Raw genomic sequence first — 17,275 nt, 5'->3', positions numbered from 1 at the left:
CTCAATTTCCCTCACGATACCATCCGATGCCAAGCGCCAGAATTGCAAGTATCAGTACCAGCCAGGCCGGCAGCAGCGGTGTTGTGCTGGTTCCGGTCAGCACATGTGCATGCCGGGGAGGGAATGTCAGCGTGTCACCCGTTTCGGAACTGGTTTCGCCTGCATGCGGAGTAACAGGTCCAATCCGCACCGGCGGAATCGCGGGTTTCCCTGGATCAGTCCCCAGCCATCCGATTTTTCCCCCCGTCATCGCGACAACCGGAGCAATATGACTGGCCGTGAGTCGCAGATCCGCAAACTCCTGAGGATCTGCCAGCTTTGGCGCCGCGAAGGCCCGATGTGTCCCGTCGTCAGCTTGCCAGACGCCTGGCTGTATCGCGGGCATCTGCGCTTCCGACACGCCAGCCGAAGTCTGCCGAAGCTGCAGTGTAGTCTTCGTGCCGTCCGGCGCCATTACGGTCAGCGCTGATGGCTGTGTGGCAGTCTCGCTGTGCCGGGTCACAGTCAGCGTGCTGTCACTGATCCGCGCGTCAAGACGCTCCTCCTCGAGATCAGGCTCTTTCATCAGCCAATGCGAGATACGACGCAGCAATTCCGCCTGGGGTCCACCACCATATTCTCCACGGGACCATAGCCAGATCTGATCGGAGAGCAGGAGCGCTACCCGGCCCTGATCAACATGATCCAGAACCAGGAGTGGCGATTTGTCCGGCCCGCTCATCAGTGTCTCTCCGTGCGACGAGTCCGGCCGCAACGCCCGGTACCATGGTCCCCACTCTCCGGAAATTTCCCGTGCTGGCGTCGACAGATCTGATGCATCGGCCGCCATTTGCGGCGGTGCTCCAGGCAGAGCAGCGGTTACCGGATGACGGCGTCCTTCATCTGTGAGCCGCGGCCGGAAACGTCGCACGACAATGCCGCCTGAACTTTCTGCTGATCCGCCCGGCTGGGAAGAAGGAACATGTGCCGGCAGGACATCGCCTACAATCGTGTCCTGAAGTGAGTTGGGGCCCGTAAATTCCGGTCCCGCAATAAGAAAAAGACCACCACCGCGGCGCACATAGCGCGCAATATTTCTCAGATAGACCGGCGGCAAAATATGCCGGTTCTCAAAGCCGTCGAGAATAATGAGGTCAAACTGACCGATCTTGTTCTGGAACAGTTCCTGTACAGGAAATGCAATCAGCGCGAGATCCGACATTGGTGTGCCATCATCTTTATCCGGCGGACGCAAAATAGTGAAGTGAACAAGGTCGACCGAAGGATCGGCCTTCAGCAGACGCCGCCATACGCGCTCACCCTGATTGGGTGTCCCGGAGACAAGGAGTACACGCAACCGGTCCCGCACGCCATTGATACTGACAACGCCCTGATTATTGATTGTTGATACCTCGCCCGGCAGTGCGGAGACGGCCAGACTAATCAGTGTCTCCCCCGGATGAGAAACAGGTATTGAGATATCCTGTGGTGTCCCGGTCTGAACCGGCACCTCCAGTCTGTCGCCGCCATCCCGGGTCAGTGTAACGGTTGCAGGCGTACCGGGACGTGCGCCGGGCCCCAGATCATCGACCTGGATATGCAGAGATGCCGACTGACCGACAATTGCGTAAGGTGGTGCCTGCAAAATCCGAAGCCGCCTGTCAGTCTCTTCACCGTGGCCGGCAAGCAGAACATGCAGTGGCAATGTAGTGACCGAATTGTGCTCATCGCGCGGTGCGAGACGATCAGGAATAATCTTTGGCACATCCTGCGTCTGCCCGTCCGTGATCATAACCGCGCCGGCAAACTGCTCCGGCGGAATATCCGCCGCAGCCTGTGACAATGCATTGAACAGATGGGTGCCCCCACTGCGTTCGCCATGAACCGTCACGGTCCGAAAAGAAAGCCCTTTTTTCGTTTGCTCGCTAAGAGCCCGTTCCGCCGCCCGCGCAATTGCAGCGCGGTTTCCGATTGACATTGAATTCGTCTGATCGACGATAATGAGAGCCGTCTCTGGCAGGTCCCGATGCGTCTCGTGCAGCGTTTCCGGTCCTGACAGCCAGAGCAGCACAACAGCTCCTGTAACTCCGCGGAAAATCGTCCCGCGCATGCGCGCTACAAGCCCAGCCAGAACCATGAGAAGATATAATGCGCAAATGGTAATCAGCAGCCAGCGCGGTAAAAGTGGCGCGAATCCAAGATTATGGGTGAAGGTATCGATCATGCCGCCCTTACTGTCCAAGACGCCTGAGAATGGCCGGAACATGGACCTGATCAGCCTTGTAATTGCCGGTCAGAGCGTAAATCACAGCATTAACGCCGAACCGGTATGCCATACGTCGCTGATCGTCGCCCCCCGGAATGACGGCGAAACGCGTATCTCCGTTCTCATCGACCGCCCAGGCATGCGCCCAGTCCGATGACCCGATAATCACCGGACTGACATCGTCATTTTCCGCCTCACCTTCACGTGCCACCCATACGGGCGACCCGGCGTAACGCCCTGGAAATTCGTGCAGAAGATAGAATGTGTGAGTCAGAACATGATGATCATTCAGCTTTGTCAGTGGCGGAATGGGGAGTCCCGCCATAGCCCGTCGCAGCGCTGCAGCACTGCCGCCGCCACCTTCGGTAACTGCCGCATCGTTGTCGCTATTACCCGCTTCGTTATCCACGCCCTGCGTATCGATTATGATCATGCCACCATGCGCCATGAAAGACGTCAGTGCGCTGGTCATCCGCGGAGAGGCTTTTGCTCCTGGAATGATCGGCCAGTAGAGCAAGGGATAATAGGATAAGTCATCTACCCCCGGTGTCACCCCGTCTGGATGACCCAGAATCGCTGATGTCCGGCTGTTCACATAGCCAGACAATCCCTGAAGTCCTTCCCTCGAAACTGTATCAACCTCGTCATTACCGGTCAGAACATAAGCCAGCCGGGTTTCCAGTGCTGCTCCGGGTATGTCACTGTTCTGGCCTTCTCCGATCATGCCAACAGCCGGAGACGTAATATCAGAAGGCTGAGTCCCCGGTGCGGTGCCGACTTCCTGAGCATACGTCGTGACGTTGCCGAGAGTGGCAAAAACGATGCCGCTACTCAGCGTCATCTGAAGCACCTTTCGATTGCTGCCAGGTTTGGGGCGCCAGAGAAAAGTCATACCTCGCATCAGCAAGGTCAGACATGCGTCAAGAGCTAGGAGAAGCAGTGCTGCCGCCAGAAAGGCAGGACCGAGGGATCGGTCCGGGCGACGTCCTGCCGGATTTGTAACCGTTCCGGCTGGAGCAGCAACAGCCACGCGGGTAACCGTATCTCCCACATTCAGCGCCCGGCGACTGGCCTGCGATCCGTACAGACCAGGTGGATGTTCCGGGGATGGCGGTTCAGTTCCGAAGCGGCTCGCGGGAAGTCCCCGTGCGAAGGACGGGGGTGGCCCGAGCGAACCGTCCCCGTCAAGCGTCAGAACCGGCGTCAGAACCGCGTCGTCGGCAGGAGCATCCACACCCGCCGCATGCTCGACCAGCCGGTCGAGCATTTCCACAAACAGACCCGAAAGTGGCAGTGATGACCAGTCAGCTGTAGGCGTTACATGAAACAGCACAATCTCGCCTTTTCCCAGACTGGTGTGAGTAACCAGCGGTGTGCCATCAGCAAGTTTTGCCCAGCTATGCGAGAAAAGATCTGCCGCAGGCTGCGCCAGAATCTGCCGTGATACGGTCACGTCATCAGGTACGATCAGTCCATGAAACGGGGAGTCAGATGAAAACGCCGCAAGCGTCTGAGGCCTGCCCCAGGACATGGTGCCCCCGAGTTGACGTGCTGTTGGCATCAGCGGAACAGGCAGAAGTGTATCCTCCACGGACGTCTCTTCCGGCGTTTCTCTGTCTGATGCCTCGCCTTCAGGCTGATCCGGACCGTTTCCTCCATCCTCATGACCCGCCAGCGTCCGTCCGGCAAAACGAATCAAGGTGCCACCATTATGGACCCACTCAGCAATCTTATGACGGCTATCCGCATCCGCCAGCGCTCCGTCCGGCGCAATCAGCACAGAAAGAGGCTGACCGATCAATGCCGCCGCTGCACCCTCCCGGAGATCGGCCGTCGGGCCAAGGGCCCGCCGTAAATAGAACAGCGACCCCACCAGTGGCGTATCGCTTGTACCTGTCGAGATCAGCCCTACAGGACGAAGCCGGTCTCCCTCATCCAGCAATAGGGTGGCAGCTGCGGAAGAGTAGCCGTCGACAGACAACATATCGACCCGGTTCCGCATTGCAGTCGGCAAAGTCACCGGCACGGCCACATTCTCCGCGTTAGCCGGAATCGTCACATCTGTCAGCGCCAGCGTGCCACCATCCTGACTGTGTGCCCGCACTCGTACCTTTCGCGGTGTTGCAGCCGGAACCGTCACGAGACGCGCCATAATCCCCGGTGCATCAGGCCCTGGAGCCCGCTCTGCTGCTGCAGTGTCGCTATGTGCCGAAATCAGAACAACCGGCTCACTGCCGTGAAAGCGAATCTCCTGCACCGAGCCCAGTGCGCGAAGTGCCCGAGCAAAGGCCTCATCCGCCAGCTTGCCCTGAGTGCCCGGTGACGCGATGCCATCACTCAGATACAGCACTGCGCCAATCTGCGTCCCGGCTTTAGCAAGTGCTTGCAGATCCTCTGCAATGTGTCCCCGGCGCGAATCCCAGGGGCATGGCCGTGTCGCATCAAGCATCATGATCGCACGTTTGGCAGACATGGGTACAAGTCTTGATGTGTTACCCCCCGTTGTACCGTCTGCTGCGGGACCGGACCCGTTATCATGAGCCGTACGTAGCAGGATCACCTGACGTCCATTATGCGCTGCCGCATCGAGGATTGTCTGTGCCGCTGCATTACGCTCGCTCCAGTCTGCTGCTGACATCAGACCGTCATCAATGACAAGCAGCAGTGTTCCGGTTCCGGGAAGCGTCACGGGACGTCCCGTCAGAACTGGCCCCGCCAGACCAGCGATCAGAAGTCCTGCTGCCAGAATACGCAGCAACAGGAGCCATAGGGGCGGCGTCGCGGCATCGTTCTTCTCAGGCTTCAGAAGGGCAAGCAGGCTAACAGGCGGGAAAATCTGCGTCCGTGGCATTGGGGGCCGTGCCCGCAACAGTAACCATATGGCCGGAAGCAGAACAAAAGCCGCGAGAAGGGCAGGGGAATGAAACATCATGCCAGCCCTCATCTGCGTCCGTCAGGCTGTCCAGTGACGGCACTGCTTAGAGCCAGCATCGCTGCCGCCGGAGGCTGATCCGTGAAATGGGTCAGAAGCGTATGGCCGCCTGCATCCGCAAGCGTTCGCAGACGCCTCTGCCGCTCGGTGAAAATTGATCCGTAGTCCCGTCGCAAATCTTCGACACGAGGCAGGATGACAGCCGGCTCGCCTTCCTCGGTACCCGTGAAACGGATGCGCCCGGCATAGGGAAGATCCCGTTCGGCGGGATCGACGATCTGCAACATCTGTGCTGGAACCGGCCGTGCCGTCAGGTGCCGCAGAAACCAGGCAAGCTCATCTTCCGGCCCGAGAAAGTCGCCTGCGATAACAAGCTTCGCATAACGTGGCAGCATTGCCGCCGAAGGAAGTGTCTGGGTCGGAATCTGCTCCGCCAGGGTGTTCAGCGACAGAGCCAGCCGCATTGCAATCCGTCCGGCTCCTGACGGCAGCGTCGCCGGTCCTTCTGCCGTCAGCAGACGGACTCGCTCTCCTCCGTTTTCCAGCAATGTCGCCAGCGCGAGCAGCAGAAGAATTGCCTGATCGCGCTTCTGAGGCAGACCGGGTCTCTCCTGTGACGACCATGCCATGGATGGGCTCAGATCGCACCACAGATAAACTGTCTGCGCAACTTCAGCCTCGGTTTCCCGAACATAGGCGCGATGACTGCGCGCCGATTGTCGCCAGTCGATCCGCGTCACCGGCTCCCCAGGTTGCGCCGGACGATACTGCCAGAATGTCTCGCCCGGTCCGGCCCGTCGTCGCCCATGCTGACCGGCAGCAATCGTCGCGGCAATTCGCTCCGCATGAACAACGAGCGCTGGCAGGCGAGCCGCAAGTTGCGCCGCATCGCTGGCCAGCGAGGTGACGGTCCCTGAGTCCTCTCTGCGGTCGGCAGGCGCGTCTCTGCTCCCCACCGATGTGGTGCCGCTTCGCAGACCCGGAAGAACGCGGGAAAATATACCGGCCCGGTTTCCCGCAAACTGTGTTTCAGGTGCCAAAATCAGCCCAGACGTTCGACGAGACTATCGATCACATCCTCGATGCGCGTCGCATCGGCCCGCGCAGCGAAACTCAGCGCCATACGATGTGCCAGTACGGGACGAGCAAGCGCCGCCACGTCATCAAGGCCAGGTGATAGCCGGCCATCAAGCAGCGCCCGTGCCCGCGTCGCCAGCATCAGAGTCTGTGCGGCACGTGGACCAGGACCCCATGCAATAGCGTCCCGCACCGCAGGAATATCCGTCGTCTCAGGTCGCGCCGATCGCACAAGCTGCAGGATGGCATCTACAATCCGATCCCCGACTGGCAGCTGTCGTACCATCGTCTGAGCCGCGAGCAGTTCCTCAACAGTCAGAATCTGTCTCGCTGCAGCCAGTTCGGCGCCCGTTGTCGCCAGTAACATCGCCCGCTCGTCAGTTGCCTCCGGAAAGGTCAGCTGAATCTGCAGCATGAACCGGTCAAGCTGAGCTTCTGGGAGAGGATAAGTGCCTTCCTGATCAATCGGGTTCTGAGTCGCCAGCACATGGAACGGGCGCGGCAGTGCATACTCCGTGCCGGCAATGGTCACCCGATGTTCCTGCATTGCCTGCAGTAGAGCAGACTGCGTGCGAGGGCTGGCGCGGTTGATCTCATCAGCCATCAGCAACTGACAGAAAACAGGTCCTGGAATGAAGCGGAAGCTTCGATGTCCGCCCGCATCTTCATCCAGAATCTCACTACCGGTGATATCGGAGGGCATCAGATCCGGGGTAAACTGCACCCGTCGCGCATCAAGCCCGAGAACTGAGCCCAGTGTCGTGACCAGCAGTGTTTTGCCCAGACCGGGCGCGCCGACCAGCAGAGCATGACCGCCAGCCAGAATGCTCACCAGCGCCTGCTCAACCACGCTGGCCTGCCCGAACACCACCCGGCCGATTTCCTGCCGAACAGCCTGAAGCTGATCCGTAATGAGGTCGGCACGCCCGGCGACTGCTGCCGCCTCTGGCGAAAGGCCGGTGGAACCAGCACTGGTATCTGGAGAGAAAAAGTTCGTCTGAATCGGCATTATATCTGACGTCATGAGTCCAGTCTGACATGTCCGGGGCTTACATCAAGCCGGGGAGCAACCCTATATCCGTATGGCGCCAAGGCAAACAGATGTGAGTTAACCGATCGTGACGCGAGACAGTTTTCCTGGAGACTCCCGTTCCGGCATGGGCGAAAAATGTCAGCCCGAAGGCGGGGACGAGCAGTCGCATCAGTTCCGGAAACTTCCGTTCCTGATCCGGCGGGATGGTTCGTGGCTCTACAGAGGCAGCCTGATCCGTCGCAAACCCATGATCTGCCTGTTCGCCTCCGCCCTTCGTCGCGCGGCAGACGGTGTGTTCTGGCTCCGCACGCCGCTCGAAGAAGGCGTAATTGACGTCGAAGATGCCCCGTTCGTTGCGGTCGCACTGGACTGGCGCGGTTCTGGTCGCCAGCAGATTCTATGCTTCAGAACAAACGTTGATGCAGTTATTGTCGCCGGTCCCGAACATCCGCTGCGGACTCAGTGGGACCTGCCTCTTGACGCCTGCGACAGTGCTTCGCCTCCTTATCTCACTGTCCGTGCCGGGGACGGTTGCTTCCCGGTCGAAGCACGAATTTCCCGTTCGGTCTGGTATGAACTGGCTGCTCTCGCGGAGCCTGGTTGTCATTGCGGGCAACCCTGTCTCGGGGTTTGGAGCAACAGCGTATTTTTCCCGCTTGCTCGCGTTCCGCGTGGTTGTCCTGATGCGGATATGCCTGACTACGAGGAAAAAAAACTGTGACAGAGCAGCGTCGGATCTCGTTCGACGGGCTGTCTCTCTTTCCGGCCCTGCAAAAAATCTGGACGATATTGCCAGATTCCCGCCTCGTTGGCGGCGCTGTCCGTGACATGCTGCTCGGTCAGGATGTTATGGACTTCGATTTCGCTACGCCCGAACCGCCGGACAAGGTCACCGAGAGACTCGAAGCCAGAGGAGTCAGAGCTATTCCGACAGGAGTGTCGCATGGCACAGTAACGGCCTTGATCGACAGCATTGGCTTCGAGATCACTACGTTACGAAAGGACGAGCGAACTGACGGCAGACACGCTCAGGTCGCTTGGACACGGAACTGGAGAGAAGACGCCGCTCGTCGGGACTTCACGATCAACGCAATGTCCTGTGGAAGCGATGGATATATCCACGATTATTTTGGCGGTCTGAATGACCTTGCCGTTTCACGCGTCAGATTCGTCGGTGAACCCCGGGAGAGAATCGGAGAAGACGCTCTGAGAATTCTTCGCTTCTTTCGCTTTCAGGGACGCTTCGGAGATCCCAATCCTGATCGGAAAACTTTGAGTGCGATAACCGACTGCGCTCCTTTGATACGAAATCTGTCGGCCGAACGAATCTGGTCCGAACTGCGTCGAATTCTCACTGGTCCCAACGCTGCGTCCATGTTTCGTCTTATGACCCAGACTGGCGTCCTCGATCAGTGTATTCCCGAACTCAAAGGTCGCAGCGATTCCGCCTGTAATTTTCTTGAATCCCTGATTGTTTGTGCTGCACCACCAGATGAGAGACTGAGGTTTGCCGCACTGCTTCAGGGCGCAGCAGTCATACCCGACGATGTTGCCCGCTGCGTCCTGAGACTCCACCTATCCCGCCTCGATGCGAATGAAGTCATCAGTCTGTCCGGCACGCCAGTTCCCACTCCGGATACAGTAACCGGGGAAGACGACTTGGCGCGTCTGCTGGCCGATACCCCTGTCCGCACACTCACTGGTCGGACATGGCTGGCCCAGGCCGCAGCACGATTGCATGATCAGACGGAAGTCCCGGAAGAAGACTGGACTATCCTGCGTCACCGGCTCATGACGGAAACAACGCCCGTGTTCCCTCTGGCTGGTCGTGACCTCATCGCCTCAGGGATGATCGCTGGGCCGCGTATTGGAGAAATCCTCGCCGAAGTGCGACGCTGGTGGTGGCAAGGGGGCTGCCACGCAGGCAAAGAAGCCTGCCTCGTTTTTGCGAAACAGAGGCTCGTACGGCCCCTGTGATGCCCTGATGTTGTCTATAAGGAAAATGATATAATTGTATGATTATAAAATATAATTATATAGATTTCGTTGCGATCACTCCTCTGGTAACGCGATATGTAATAATTCCGAACCCCGTAATCTGCATTTCCGCCACCTAGGCCGTCTTTGCGCCGATCAGTGTCGCTGGTAGAGGATGCGGATGAACGCTGTTCTGCCTGCACCGCCTTCGGTTTCCCGTTCCGCGACTAAACGACTTCCCGATGACAGCAGAACTCTCCTCGCCAGACTCTGGCGAGAGGAGGTGAAATGCCACAGAAGCCGTATCGTCTCGGTGATCGGCCTGACCGTGCTAACGGCCGGTCTTACCGCGCTCTATCCACTGGTTATTCAACGTGCTCTCGACATGTTTTCTACCCATGACGAGCGCATTCTCTACCAGGTCCCGCTGCTCGTTGTTGCCATAACGCTGGCCAAATCCGCCGCACAATACGGCCAGACTCTTGCTACCCAGGGTCTCGTTCTCGTGGTTATCCGGGGTCTCCAGGGCTCGATGTTCCGGCACCTCATGGTCACGGATGTGGCCCGTATTGAACGCGAGGCTCCGGCTTCTATCGCCGCCCGTTTCACTACTGACGCCGTCTCCATCCGGGAGGCGATGGTTCGGGCAGTCAACTCACTGGGTGACGTCGTCACCGTTGTTGGTCTGATTGCTGCAATGGTCTACATGGACTGGGAACTGAGCCTGATCGCAGCATTGCTTTATCCCGTTGCTGCGGTCCCTATCCAGAAACTCGGCAAACGCGTCCGCAGGGCGTCTGGCAATGTGCAGGAACAGATTGGCGAGACGGCCGCGCTCCTGACCGAAACCTTCTCTCAGGCCCGTACCGTCCGAGTCTATCGTCTTGAAAACCGCGAGCAGACCCGTGCCGACAGGTCTTTCGATCTTCTGCACGACGCCTTTGTAAAAATCACGCGCGGTCGCGCCCGTGTTGATCCTCTTCTCGAAGCTCTCGGCGGTACAGCTGTAGCCGCCGTTCTTGGCTTCGCCGGCTGGCGTGCTGCCATGGGTGGCGCTACTCTCGGTGACTTCTCCGGCTTCGTTGCAGCGCTCCTCCTTGCATCCCGTCCGTTGCGCGCACTCGGAGCTCTGAACGCTGCCCTCCAGGAAGGTCTTGCTGGCCTAGGTCGGATCTTCTCCGTTATCGACGAACAGCCAGCGGTAAAAGAATGTTCCGGCGCCACAGCTCTCCCGCAGGGACACGGTCATCTGTGCTTCCTGAATGTATCCTTCCGTTATCCCGACGGGCGCATGGGCCTGCGGGGGCTTTCCTTCGATGCAAAGCCGGGAATGACTGTCGCTCTTGTTGGTCCGTCCGGAGCAGGCAAATCCACCGCTCTGTCTCTGATTCCAAGGCTTCATGACGTCTCTGGTGGCATCATCACTCTCGACGGTGCCGATCTGAGAGATGTGCGCCTGGACGCGCTGCGGGATGCGATCGCATATGTCAGCCAGGATACGCTGCTCTTCGACGTATCGGTGCGCGACAACATCCTGATGGGCCGTCCGGCAGCCTCAGAGGCCGAAGTCAGAGAAGCTGCGCGTCTTGCCGCCGCTGAGCCCTTCATTCTTACTCTTCCTGACGGCTTTGATACCCGCGTCGGTCCCGGAGGGGGACGCCTCTCCGGTGGCCAGCGCCAGCGCATCGCTCTGGCCCGGGCCCTTCTGCGTGATCCGCGCCTGCTTCTGCTCGACGAAGCTACCAGTGCGCTCGACAGCGAAAACGAATCTCTGGTGCAGGCCGCTCTTGCAGAAATTCGTACCGGGCGAACAACTATTGTTGTTGCACACCGTTTGTCCACTGTGCGCTCGGCGGACATTGTCGTTGCCATGGAGGAGGGACAGGCCGTTGAGTGCGGTACCCATTCCGAACTCATCGCCAGAGGCGGTCTTTACGCCCGTCTTGTCCGCAGCCAAGGTCTGGAAGGATGAATTCAACTAACCATCTGGTTACTGGGATGCTCGATTTAGCAAAAACGGGGTAATTTCTTTTTCCATCTGCGTCTTCTGCGTCTGCTGATTTCCTCAGCAACAACCGTCCTGCCCGTCGATACCAGTAGCGCAAATTACCGATATCGTTCCCCCGTCGATACACTCAGGCATGTATAACGTCGCAATCCGGATTGCCTTCGTTCATCTGTGCATAATCGTAAGTATGTTCCTTGTTTTCATAATCCGTTTGCCAGACTATGAAAATCACCGGATCGGCGTCTGATAGTATGCTGCATTCCATATGCGTTAAAGAAGCGCTTTAAAATCCCGATTCACATCTGCTCAATCTGTCATCTTCACACAAAGGAAGCCGACAGATTGAACAGCGTGTTCGCGACAATATGGGTTTCATGCTCAGCTCAAATGATATCTTCAGATGACACATCAGTATTCTAAGTTAACACTCTGTACATAAACAGAAGATCAAGCCAGTTTCCAAATTTCAACCCCACCTGAGGCAGGACGCCGCCCTTCACAAAACCGCACTGCTCGTGCAACGCGACAGACGCAATATTGTTCGCTGTGATTGCCCCCACCATCACATGCATCGCCTGTCTGGACGCCTCTTCAGTCAATGCTTCAAGCAATGCGCGTCCGATACCTCGCTTCCGGGCACCCGCATCTACGTAAACCGAATGTTCCACGGTCCTCGCATAGCCCTCATAAGCTCGAAAAGGACCATAGGACCCGAAACCCAGTACCTGTCCGCTCTCATGTGCGACCAGCACCGGCCAGCCCTCATCCTTCCGTTGACGGAACCACCGCAGGCGCTCTTCATACGAATAGGGCGTCGAAACCCAGAGCGCCGTCGTGCTGCGGACAGCTGCATTGGTAATGTCGACAATCGCCGGAACGTCCCATTCTTCAGCCGGCTTAATCACGAAACCCATGTTTTCTGTTCCTGAAACGACTTAATTCTCTGAAACGGTTTATCTCAGAACGGCCTGCGAAGGATCAGCGTACCCCAATCGCCTTCACGCAAATGTCGTTCCAGCACAAGCCCGCAGCGGCGATGGGCTGTAAGCACCATCCGCATCTGCGTGTTTAAAAGACCGGCTAGGATGGCTGTCCCTCCCGGAGTAAGATTCGCCGCCAGATCAGTGGCCATCAGGCAAAGCGGGCGCGCGAGAATATTGGCAAACACAAGATCGAAAGGCGCTTCCCTCCGGATCTGTGGCGTCGACCACCCGTTGCCCATCCGTACCTCAATGAATTGCGACAACCCGTTTCGGGCCGCATTCATCTCGGTAATCCGCACCGACCAAGGGTCAATGTCCGTCGCAAGCACATGCCGATGAAACAGGGCCGCCGCCGCCATTGCCAGAATCCCGGAGCCACAGCCCAGATCGAGAATTCGTTGAGGATTCCTATGGGCAATAAGTTCCAGAGCTCTGAGACAGCCACGCGTCGATCCATGCTCGCCGGAACCAAAAGCCATACCGGCATCAAGCGTAATGGTGATCCGGTTTGTAACTCCGGGCTCTTCCAGATGTGAGCCACGCACAGTAAACCGCTGTCCGACATTCTGTTCCGGAAAAGACTCATAGGTCCGGGCCAGCCAGCCCTCTGCCTCCGTCCGGTTGCGTTCCAGTTCCGTCTCGATCCCGCTGGTCAACGCCGCAATCGCCAGCGCCGCCGCCAGTTCCATCTCAGCATGACCAACGTCTTTCACGCCTTCCACGCGCCAGAGTTTTTCAGCCTCGTCGAACTCGAAAATGCCGACTGTCGTGCAGACGATCCCGATCGCTGTTTCGTATGCCTCGACCCCGGACTCCGGCACAGTTACCGAAATTGTTTCAAGCTCGGTCGCATGTCTGCGGCGTATAACACTCATCAGGCTGGTCTTCCCGGCGGGCTGGCACGGCCGGGAGCCGGCCGCGAATTCTCACTGAATATCAGGGTTTGCGGACCAGACGCCAGAGAACAGGCCCGAAAGAGAACTCTCAAGAAAAGTGCTCATGACATGTTGTCAGCTGGTCACTGTCTGCAGATAGGATGACATCACCCGTCGCGTTCCGGCTTCCTCAAACACCACTTCGGTTGCACCGCGATCCGCATTGATCACCACGCCATAGCCGAACTTCTGATGAAACACTCGTGCCCCGACCTCGATTTGTGGCGCGCTGCTCACCAGTTCATCGTGCACTGCTGTCCGCCGCTTTTTTGCTACCAAGGGTGCCATCGTGCTGTTCTGGCTGTCAGAAAATATGCTGTCGGTAAAATAGCCCGAATAATCCTGTCGTTCGCGTCGCGTCGGCGTATCGCCCTCACGTTCAACATATTCGTCCGGCAGTTCATCCAGGAACCGGCTCGGCATCGACTCCTGCCAGTTCGCATAAATACGCCTGCTCGCCGCATGCAGAATTACCGCCCGATGCCGTGCCCTGGTGATGCCTACGTAGGCAAGCCGCCTCTCTTCTTCGAGTCCCTTGTCGCCGCCTTCATCCAGCGTTCTCTGGGACGGGAAGACCCCTTCCTCCCAGCCAGGCAGAAAAACAGAGTCGAACTCCAGTCCCTTGGCGCCATGAAGCGTCATGACCGAGACACGGTCTTCCTCCGCTGCTCCTTCGGCCTCCATCACAAGAGAAACATGCTCCAGAAATTCACCGAGGGTTCCGAAATCCGCCAGTGCCCGCACCAGCTCCTTCAGATTTTCCAGCCGTCCTGGCGCATCGGGCGCATTATCGTTGCGCCACATTTCCAGATAACCGCTGTCTTCAAGCAGACCGCTTACGGCGACCACATGGCCTTCACGCCCAAGAACCGAACGTTGCTTTACGAAGGTCTGCATCAGAGATGCCAGCTTTTCCTGGGATTTTCCGCGGAACGCAGCCGTTGTCAGCAGAGTCTCAACCGCGCTTGAAAGTCCGTTTCGCTCCGTGCGTGCCTGTGCATGCAGTTTCTGGAGCGCCGCTGTTCCCACGCCCCGTTTCGGCACATTGATAATGCGCTCAAACGCCAGGTCATCGGCCGGATTAACCAGCACCCGCATGTAGGCCAGAGCATCACGAATTTCAGCACGCTCGTAGAAACGAAGCCCACCGATAATACGATAGGGAATTCCGAACTGGACAAGCCGCTCCTCGAACGCTCGCGTCTGAAAACCGGCCCGGACCAGGATGGCAATTTCACCCAGAGCATGGCCGTCGCGTCGCATCGTCTCGATCCGTCTGCAGACCTCCCGCGCCTCGGCGTCCGAATCCCAGATGCTGACAATCAGCACAGGTTCGCCCTGAGCATCCTCCCGCCCGGGACGCAGCGTTTTGCCGAGGCGTCCGTCATTATGCGCGATCAGACCTGCAGCAGTTCCCAGAATCTGCGCCGTCGAACGATAATTCCGCTCAAGCCGAACAATTCTGGCTCCTGGAAAATCTTTTTCGAACCGCAGAATGTTCTCAACTTCAGCGCCGCGCCACGAATAGATTGACTGATCATCGTCGCCAACGCAGCAGATATTGGATGGCATGCCTTCGCGTCGCGCCAGCAATCGTAGCCAGAGATACTGTACCGTATTTGTGTCCTGATATTCGTCCACGAGAATGTAGCGAAACAGGCGGTGATACTGCTCCAGAACATCCGGACGTGTGCGCAGGATATCAACAACATGGAGCATCAGATCGCCAAAATCGCAGGCGTTCAGTTCACGTAGCCGGGCCTGATAGGTGCCATAAATGGCCCGAGCATGTCCATCAGCATAGCTACTGTCTTCTGCTGGCGTCACACCGTCCGGTGTCAGCCCGCGATCCTTCCAGCGCTGAATCACCCCAAGCAGACCTGGCAATGGCCAGCGTTTTATATCGATCCGCCACGGTTCGGCGACCTGTTTTAGCAGCCGTAGCTGATCATCCGTATCAAGGATCAGAAAGCTGCTGGTCAGCCCAACATATTCCGCATGGCGTCGCAACATTCGCGCACAAAGTGCATGGAATGTTCCGAGCCAGAGCCCGTCAGTGGTCTCGCCGGTCAGGCCGGAAATCCGCTCACGCATCTCCCGGGCGGCTTTATTGGTGAAGGTTACAGCCAGAATTTGCCAGGGCTTCGCGTGACCGGAAAGCAAAATATGTGCGAACCGTGTGGTCAGAACCCGTGTCTTGCCTGTACCCGCTCCGGCAAGGACAAGCAACGGACCTTCTGTGGTCTCAATGGCTGCCCGTTGTTCCGGGTTAAGACGTTCAAGATGAGATGGCGTGGTCACGTTACTCTTCAGGCTGACTGGGTTTGCGATCTGCAATAGCGGTCTGTCAGGAGTGTTACAAAATAAAGACGACCTACGGATATATATTCAAGGGAGGTCGTTCCAAGGTAAATTGATAACCACGATCTTTATCATGGAGCTGTCAGCCTGTCTGCTCGCGAAACCTTGCCCTCGCCCTGCCGAGACAGCGCTTGACGATCGGGCCTGCTCGTCTCACTTGTTGAGAACCTTATCTCGCGCCCGGACAGGAACCTATGAGCGTTCGCGTTCTGATTGATCATCGGAAAACCGTACAGGCCGTGCGCCATCCCGAGAAGGCGCATCGGCCCGACAATCCAATTGCGCGCAAGCCGGACTGGATTCGGGTTAAAGCACCAAATCACCCAGTATATCACGATACCCGCAAACTGATGCGCGATAACAAGCTCGTTACAGTCTGCGAAGAAGCTTCCTGCCCGAATATTGGCGAATGCTGGTCCCAGCGTCACGCCACGATGATGATTATGGGTGAGATCTGCACCCGTGCCTGTGCCTTCTGCAATGTGACGACCGGTCTTCCGCATGCCTTGGATGTCGATGAACCAGGTCGCGTCGCGGACGCTGTGGCAAAGCTTGGTCTTCGTCACGTTGTTATCACTTCGGTCGATCGTGATGATCTTCCCGATGGTGGCAGCGGACATTTCGCACGCGTCATTGCCGCAATCCGTGTTGCGTCGCCGGAAACGACCATTGAAGTTCTGACGCCGGATTTCCTGCGCAAACCCGGTGCTCTGGAAGTCGTCGTGGCTGCCCGGCCGGATGTTTTCAACCACAATATTGAAACCGTGCCGCGTCTTTATACGACTATCCGTCCCGGTGCGCGTTACTATCAGTCCGTCCGGCTGCTGGATCGTGTCAAACAGCTCGATCCCTCGATTTTCACCAAATCAGGCCTCATGCTTGGCCTTGGCGAAGAGAAAGCCGAACTCGCGCAGGTCATGGACGATTTCCGTATCGCCGATATCGATTTCATAACCATGGGACAATATCTTCAGCCAACGGTCAAACATGCCGCCGTCGCCCGTTTCGTCACTCCGGAAGAATTCGAAGACTATGCCGCCATGGCCCGCGTAAAAGGGTTTCTCCAGGTGAGCGCAACACCGCTGACCCGCTCTTCCTATCACGCCGATGCCGATTTTGCTGCCCTTCGCGTGGCCAGAGAAGCCCGTTTGCGCCAAGAGCCGATCTCCGCGCAGTCCGTCCAGACAGGCACGCTCTGATGCCTACGCACTCAGAACGTCGTGTCCTCAGTTATACGCCAGAGCAGATTTTCGATCTCGTCGCCGATGTTGCGAATTATCCGAAATTTCTGCCATGGTGCGCAAATGTGCGAGTCAGGTCAAAAAATTCGCGGGAACTTGTGGCGGATCTCACTGTAGGATTCGGGCCGTTTCGCGAAACATTTACTTCGCGGGTATCGCTCGACAGGCCGCGTGTCATTCGCGTGACCTACGAAAAAGGTCCGTTTCGCTACCTTAATAACGTCTGGACTTTCACAGCCGACCCTCAGGGATGTCTGGTCGATTTTTTTGTGGATTTCGAATTTCGCTCGCGCCTGCTTCAGGCCGCCATTGGTGTCGTGTTCAATGAAGCCGTACGCCTGATGGTTTCAGCATTCATCAAACGCGCCAGGGAGATTTACGGCCCACCGGTCTTTGCTCCGTCATCACCCGGTGGGGCACGTTCAGCGCTTCAGCGCTGATATTCTGAAACAAAGCGTGCACGCGCCAGACTTCGCGCCGCTT

General features: G+C 57.7%; 12 protein-coding genes. 5 read left to right on the top strand and 7 right to left on the bottom strand.

The genetic code is table 11. The features are described 5' to 3' along the window. Position 1 precedes the first annotated feature (1 nt). The 4 genes from GOB93_RS12940 to GOB93_RS12925 are packed head-to-tail and all read right to left on the bottom strand — an operon-like array spanning position 2 to position 7,278. On the bottom strand, positions 2–2,203 hold the full coding sequence (locus GOB93_RS12940; RefSeq protein ID WP_173583926.1) for a VWA domain-containing protein: 2,202 nt from the start codon (positions 2,201–2,203) through the stop codon (positions 2–4). 7 nt (positions 2,204–2,210) lie between these two features. After that, a complete protein-coding gene (locus tag GOB93_RS12935) occupies positions 2,211–5,177 on the bottom strand; it encodes a DUF4159 domain-containing protein (RefSeq protein ID WP_173583925.1) in 2,967 nt (988 codons plus the stop codon). An 8-nt stretch (positions 5,178–5,185) separates the two neighbouring features. After that, positions 5,186–6,217 carry a DUF58 domain-containing protein gene (locus GOB93_RS12930; RefSeq protein ID WP_173583924.1) on the bottom strand — a complete coding sequence of 344 codons (1,032 nt, stop codon included), beginning with the start codon at positions 6,215–6,217 and terminating at the stop codon, positions 5,186–5,188. Between the two features lie 2 nt (positions 6,218–6,219). Next, positions 6,220–7,278 (bottom strand): AAA family ATPase, encoded by a 1,059-nt coding sequence (locus tag GOB93_RS12925; protein ID WP_173583923.1) that lies wholly within the window; start codon positions 7,276–7,278, stop codon positions 6,220–6,222. A 133-nt stretch (positions 7,279–7,411) separates the two neighbouring features. Here GOB93_RS12925 and GOB93_RS12920 point away from each other — a divergent pair, with 133 nt between their 5' ends. The 3 genes from GOB93_RS12920 to GOB93_RS12910 all read left to right on the top strand — a co-directional run bounded on the left by GOB93_RS12920 (position 7,412) and on the right by GOB93_RS12910 (position 11,236). Next, on the top strand, positions 7,412–8,008 hold the full coding sequence (locus GOB93_RS12920; protein ID WP_173583922.1) for a DUF1285 domain-containing protein: 597 nt from the start codon (positions 7,412–7,414) through the stop codon (positions 8,006–8,008). Continuing rightward, a complete protein-coding gene (locus GOB93_RS12915; protein ID WP_173583921.1) occupies positions 8,005–9,264 on the top strand; it encodes a CCA tRNA nucleotidyltransferase in 1,260 nt (419 codons plus the stop codon). The genes GOB93_RS12920 and GOB93_RS12915 overlap by 4 nt, the downstream gene beginning before the upstream one ends. Positions 9,265–9,445: 181 nt before the next feature. After that, positions 9,446–11,236 (top strand): ABC transporter ATP-binding protein, encoded by a 1,791-nt coding sequence (locus tag GOB93_RS12910; protein ID WP_173583920.1) that lies wholly within the window; start codon positions 9,446–9,448, stop codon positions 11,234–11,236. A 452-nt stretch (positions 11,237–11,688) separates the two neighbouring features. Here the strand turns inward: GOB93_RS12910 and GOB93_RS12905 are convergent, their stop codons facing one another. The 3 genes from GOB93_RS12905 to GOB93_RS12895 form a co-directional block, all read right to left on the bottom strand. Continuing rightward, positions 11,689–12,186: a GNAT family N-acetyltransferase gene (locus GOB93_RS12905; protein WP_173583919.1), complete on the bottom strand. Its 498-nt coding sequence runs from the start codon at positions 12,184–12,186 to the stop codon at positions 11,689–11,691. Positions 12,187–12,230: 44 nt separating this feature from the next. Then, positions 12,231–13,130, bottom strand: a complete 900-nt coding sequence (locus GOB93_RS12900) for a 50S ribosomal protein L11 methyltransferase (RefSeq protein ID WP_173583918.1) — start codon at positions 13,128–13,130, stop codon at positions 12,231–12,233. 135 nt (positions 13,131–13,265) lie between these two features. Further along, positions 13,266–15,491: a UvrD-helicase domain-containing protein gene (locus tag GOB93_RS12895; RefSeq protein WP_173583917.1), complete on the bottom strand. Its 2,226-nt coding sequence runs from the start codon at positions 15,489–15,491 to the stop codon at positions 13,266–13,268. 254 nt (positions 15,492–15,745) lie between these two features. Between GOB93_RS12895 and lipA the strand changes: the two genes are divergently transcribed. Both lipA and GOB93_RS12885 read left to right on the top strand, forming a co-directional pair. Beyond that, the gene (lipA, locus tag GOB93_RS12890; protein WP_173583916.1) at positions 15,746–16,750 is read left to right on the top strand and encodes a lipoyl synthase; all 1,005 of its coding nucleotides are present in this window, start codon (positions 15,746–15,748) and stop codon (positions 16,748–16,750) included. Beyond that, positions 16,750–17,232, top strand: a complete 483-nt coding sequence (locus tag GOB93_RS12885) for a type II toxin-antitoxin system RatA family toxin (protein ID WP_173583915.1) — start codon at positions 16,750–16,752, stop codon at positions 17,230–17,232. Before lipA ends, GOB93_RS12885 begins: the two co-directional genes overlap by 1 nt. Positions 17,233–17,275: the final 43 nt, after the last annotated feature.

Origin of the sequence: Acetobacter musti (assembly GCF_011516835.1) — a bacterium.
GTDB lineage: Bacteria > Pseudomonadota > Alphaproteobacteria > Acetobacterales > Acetobacteraceae > Acetobacter > Acetobacter musti.
This window is presented reverse-complemented; position numbering and strand designations above follow the sequence as displayed.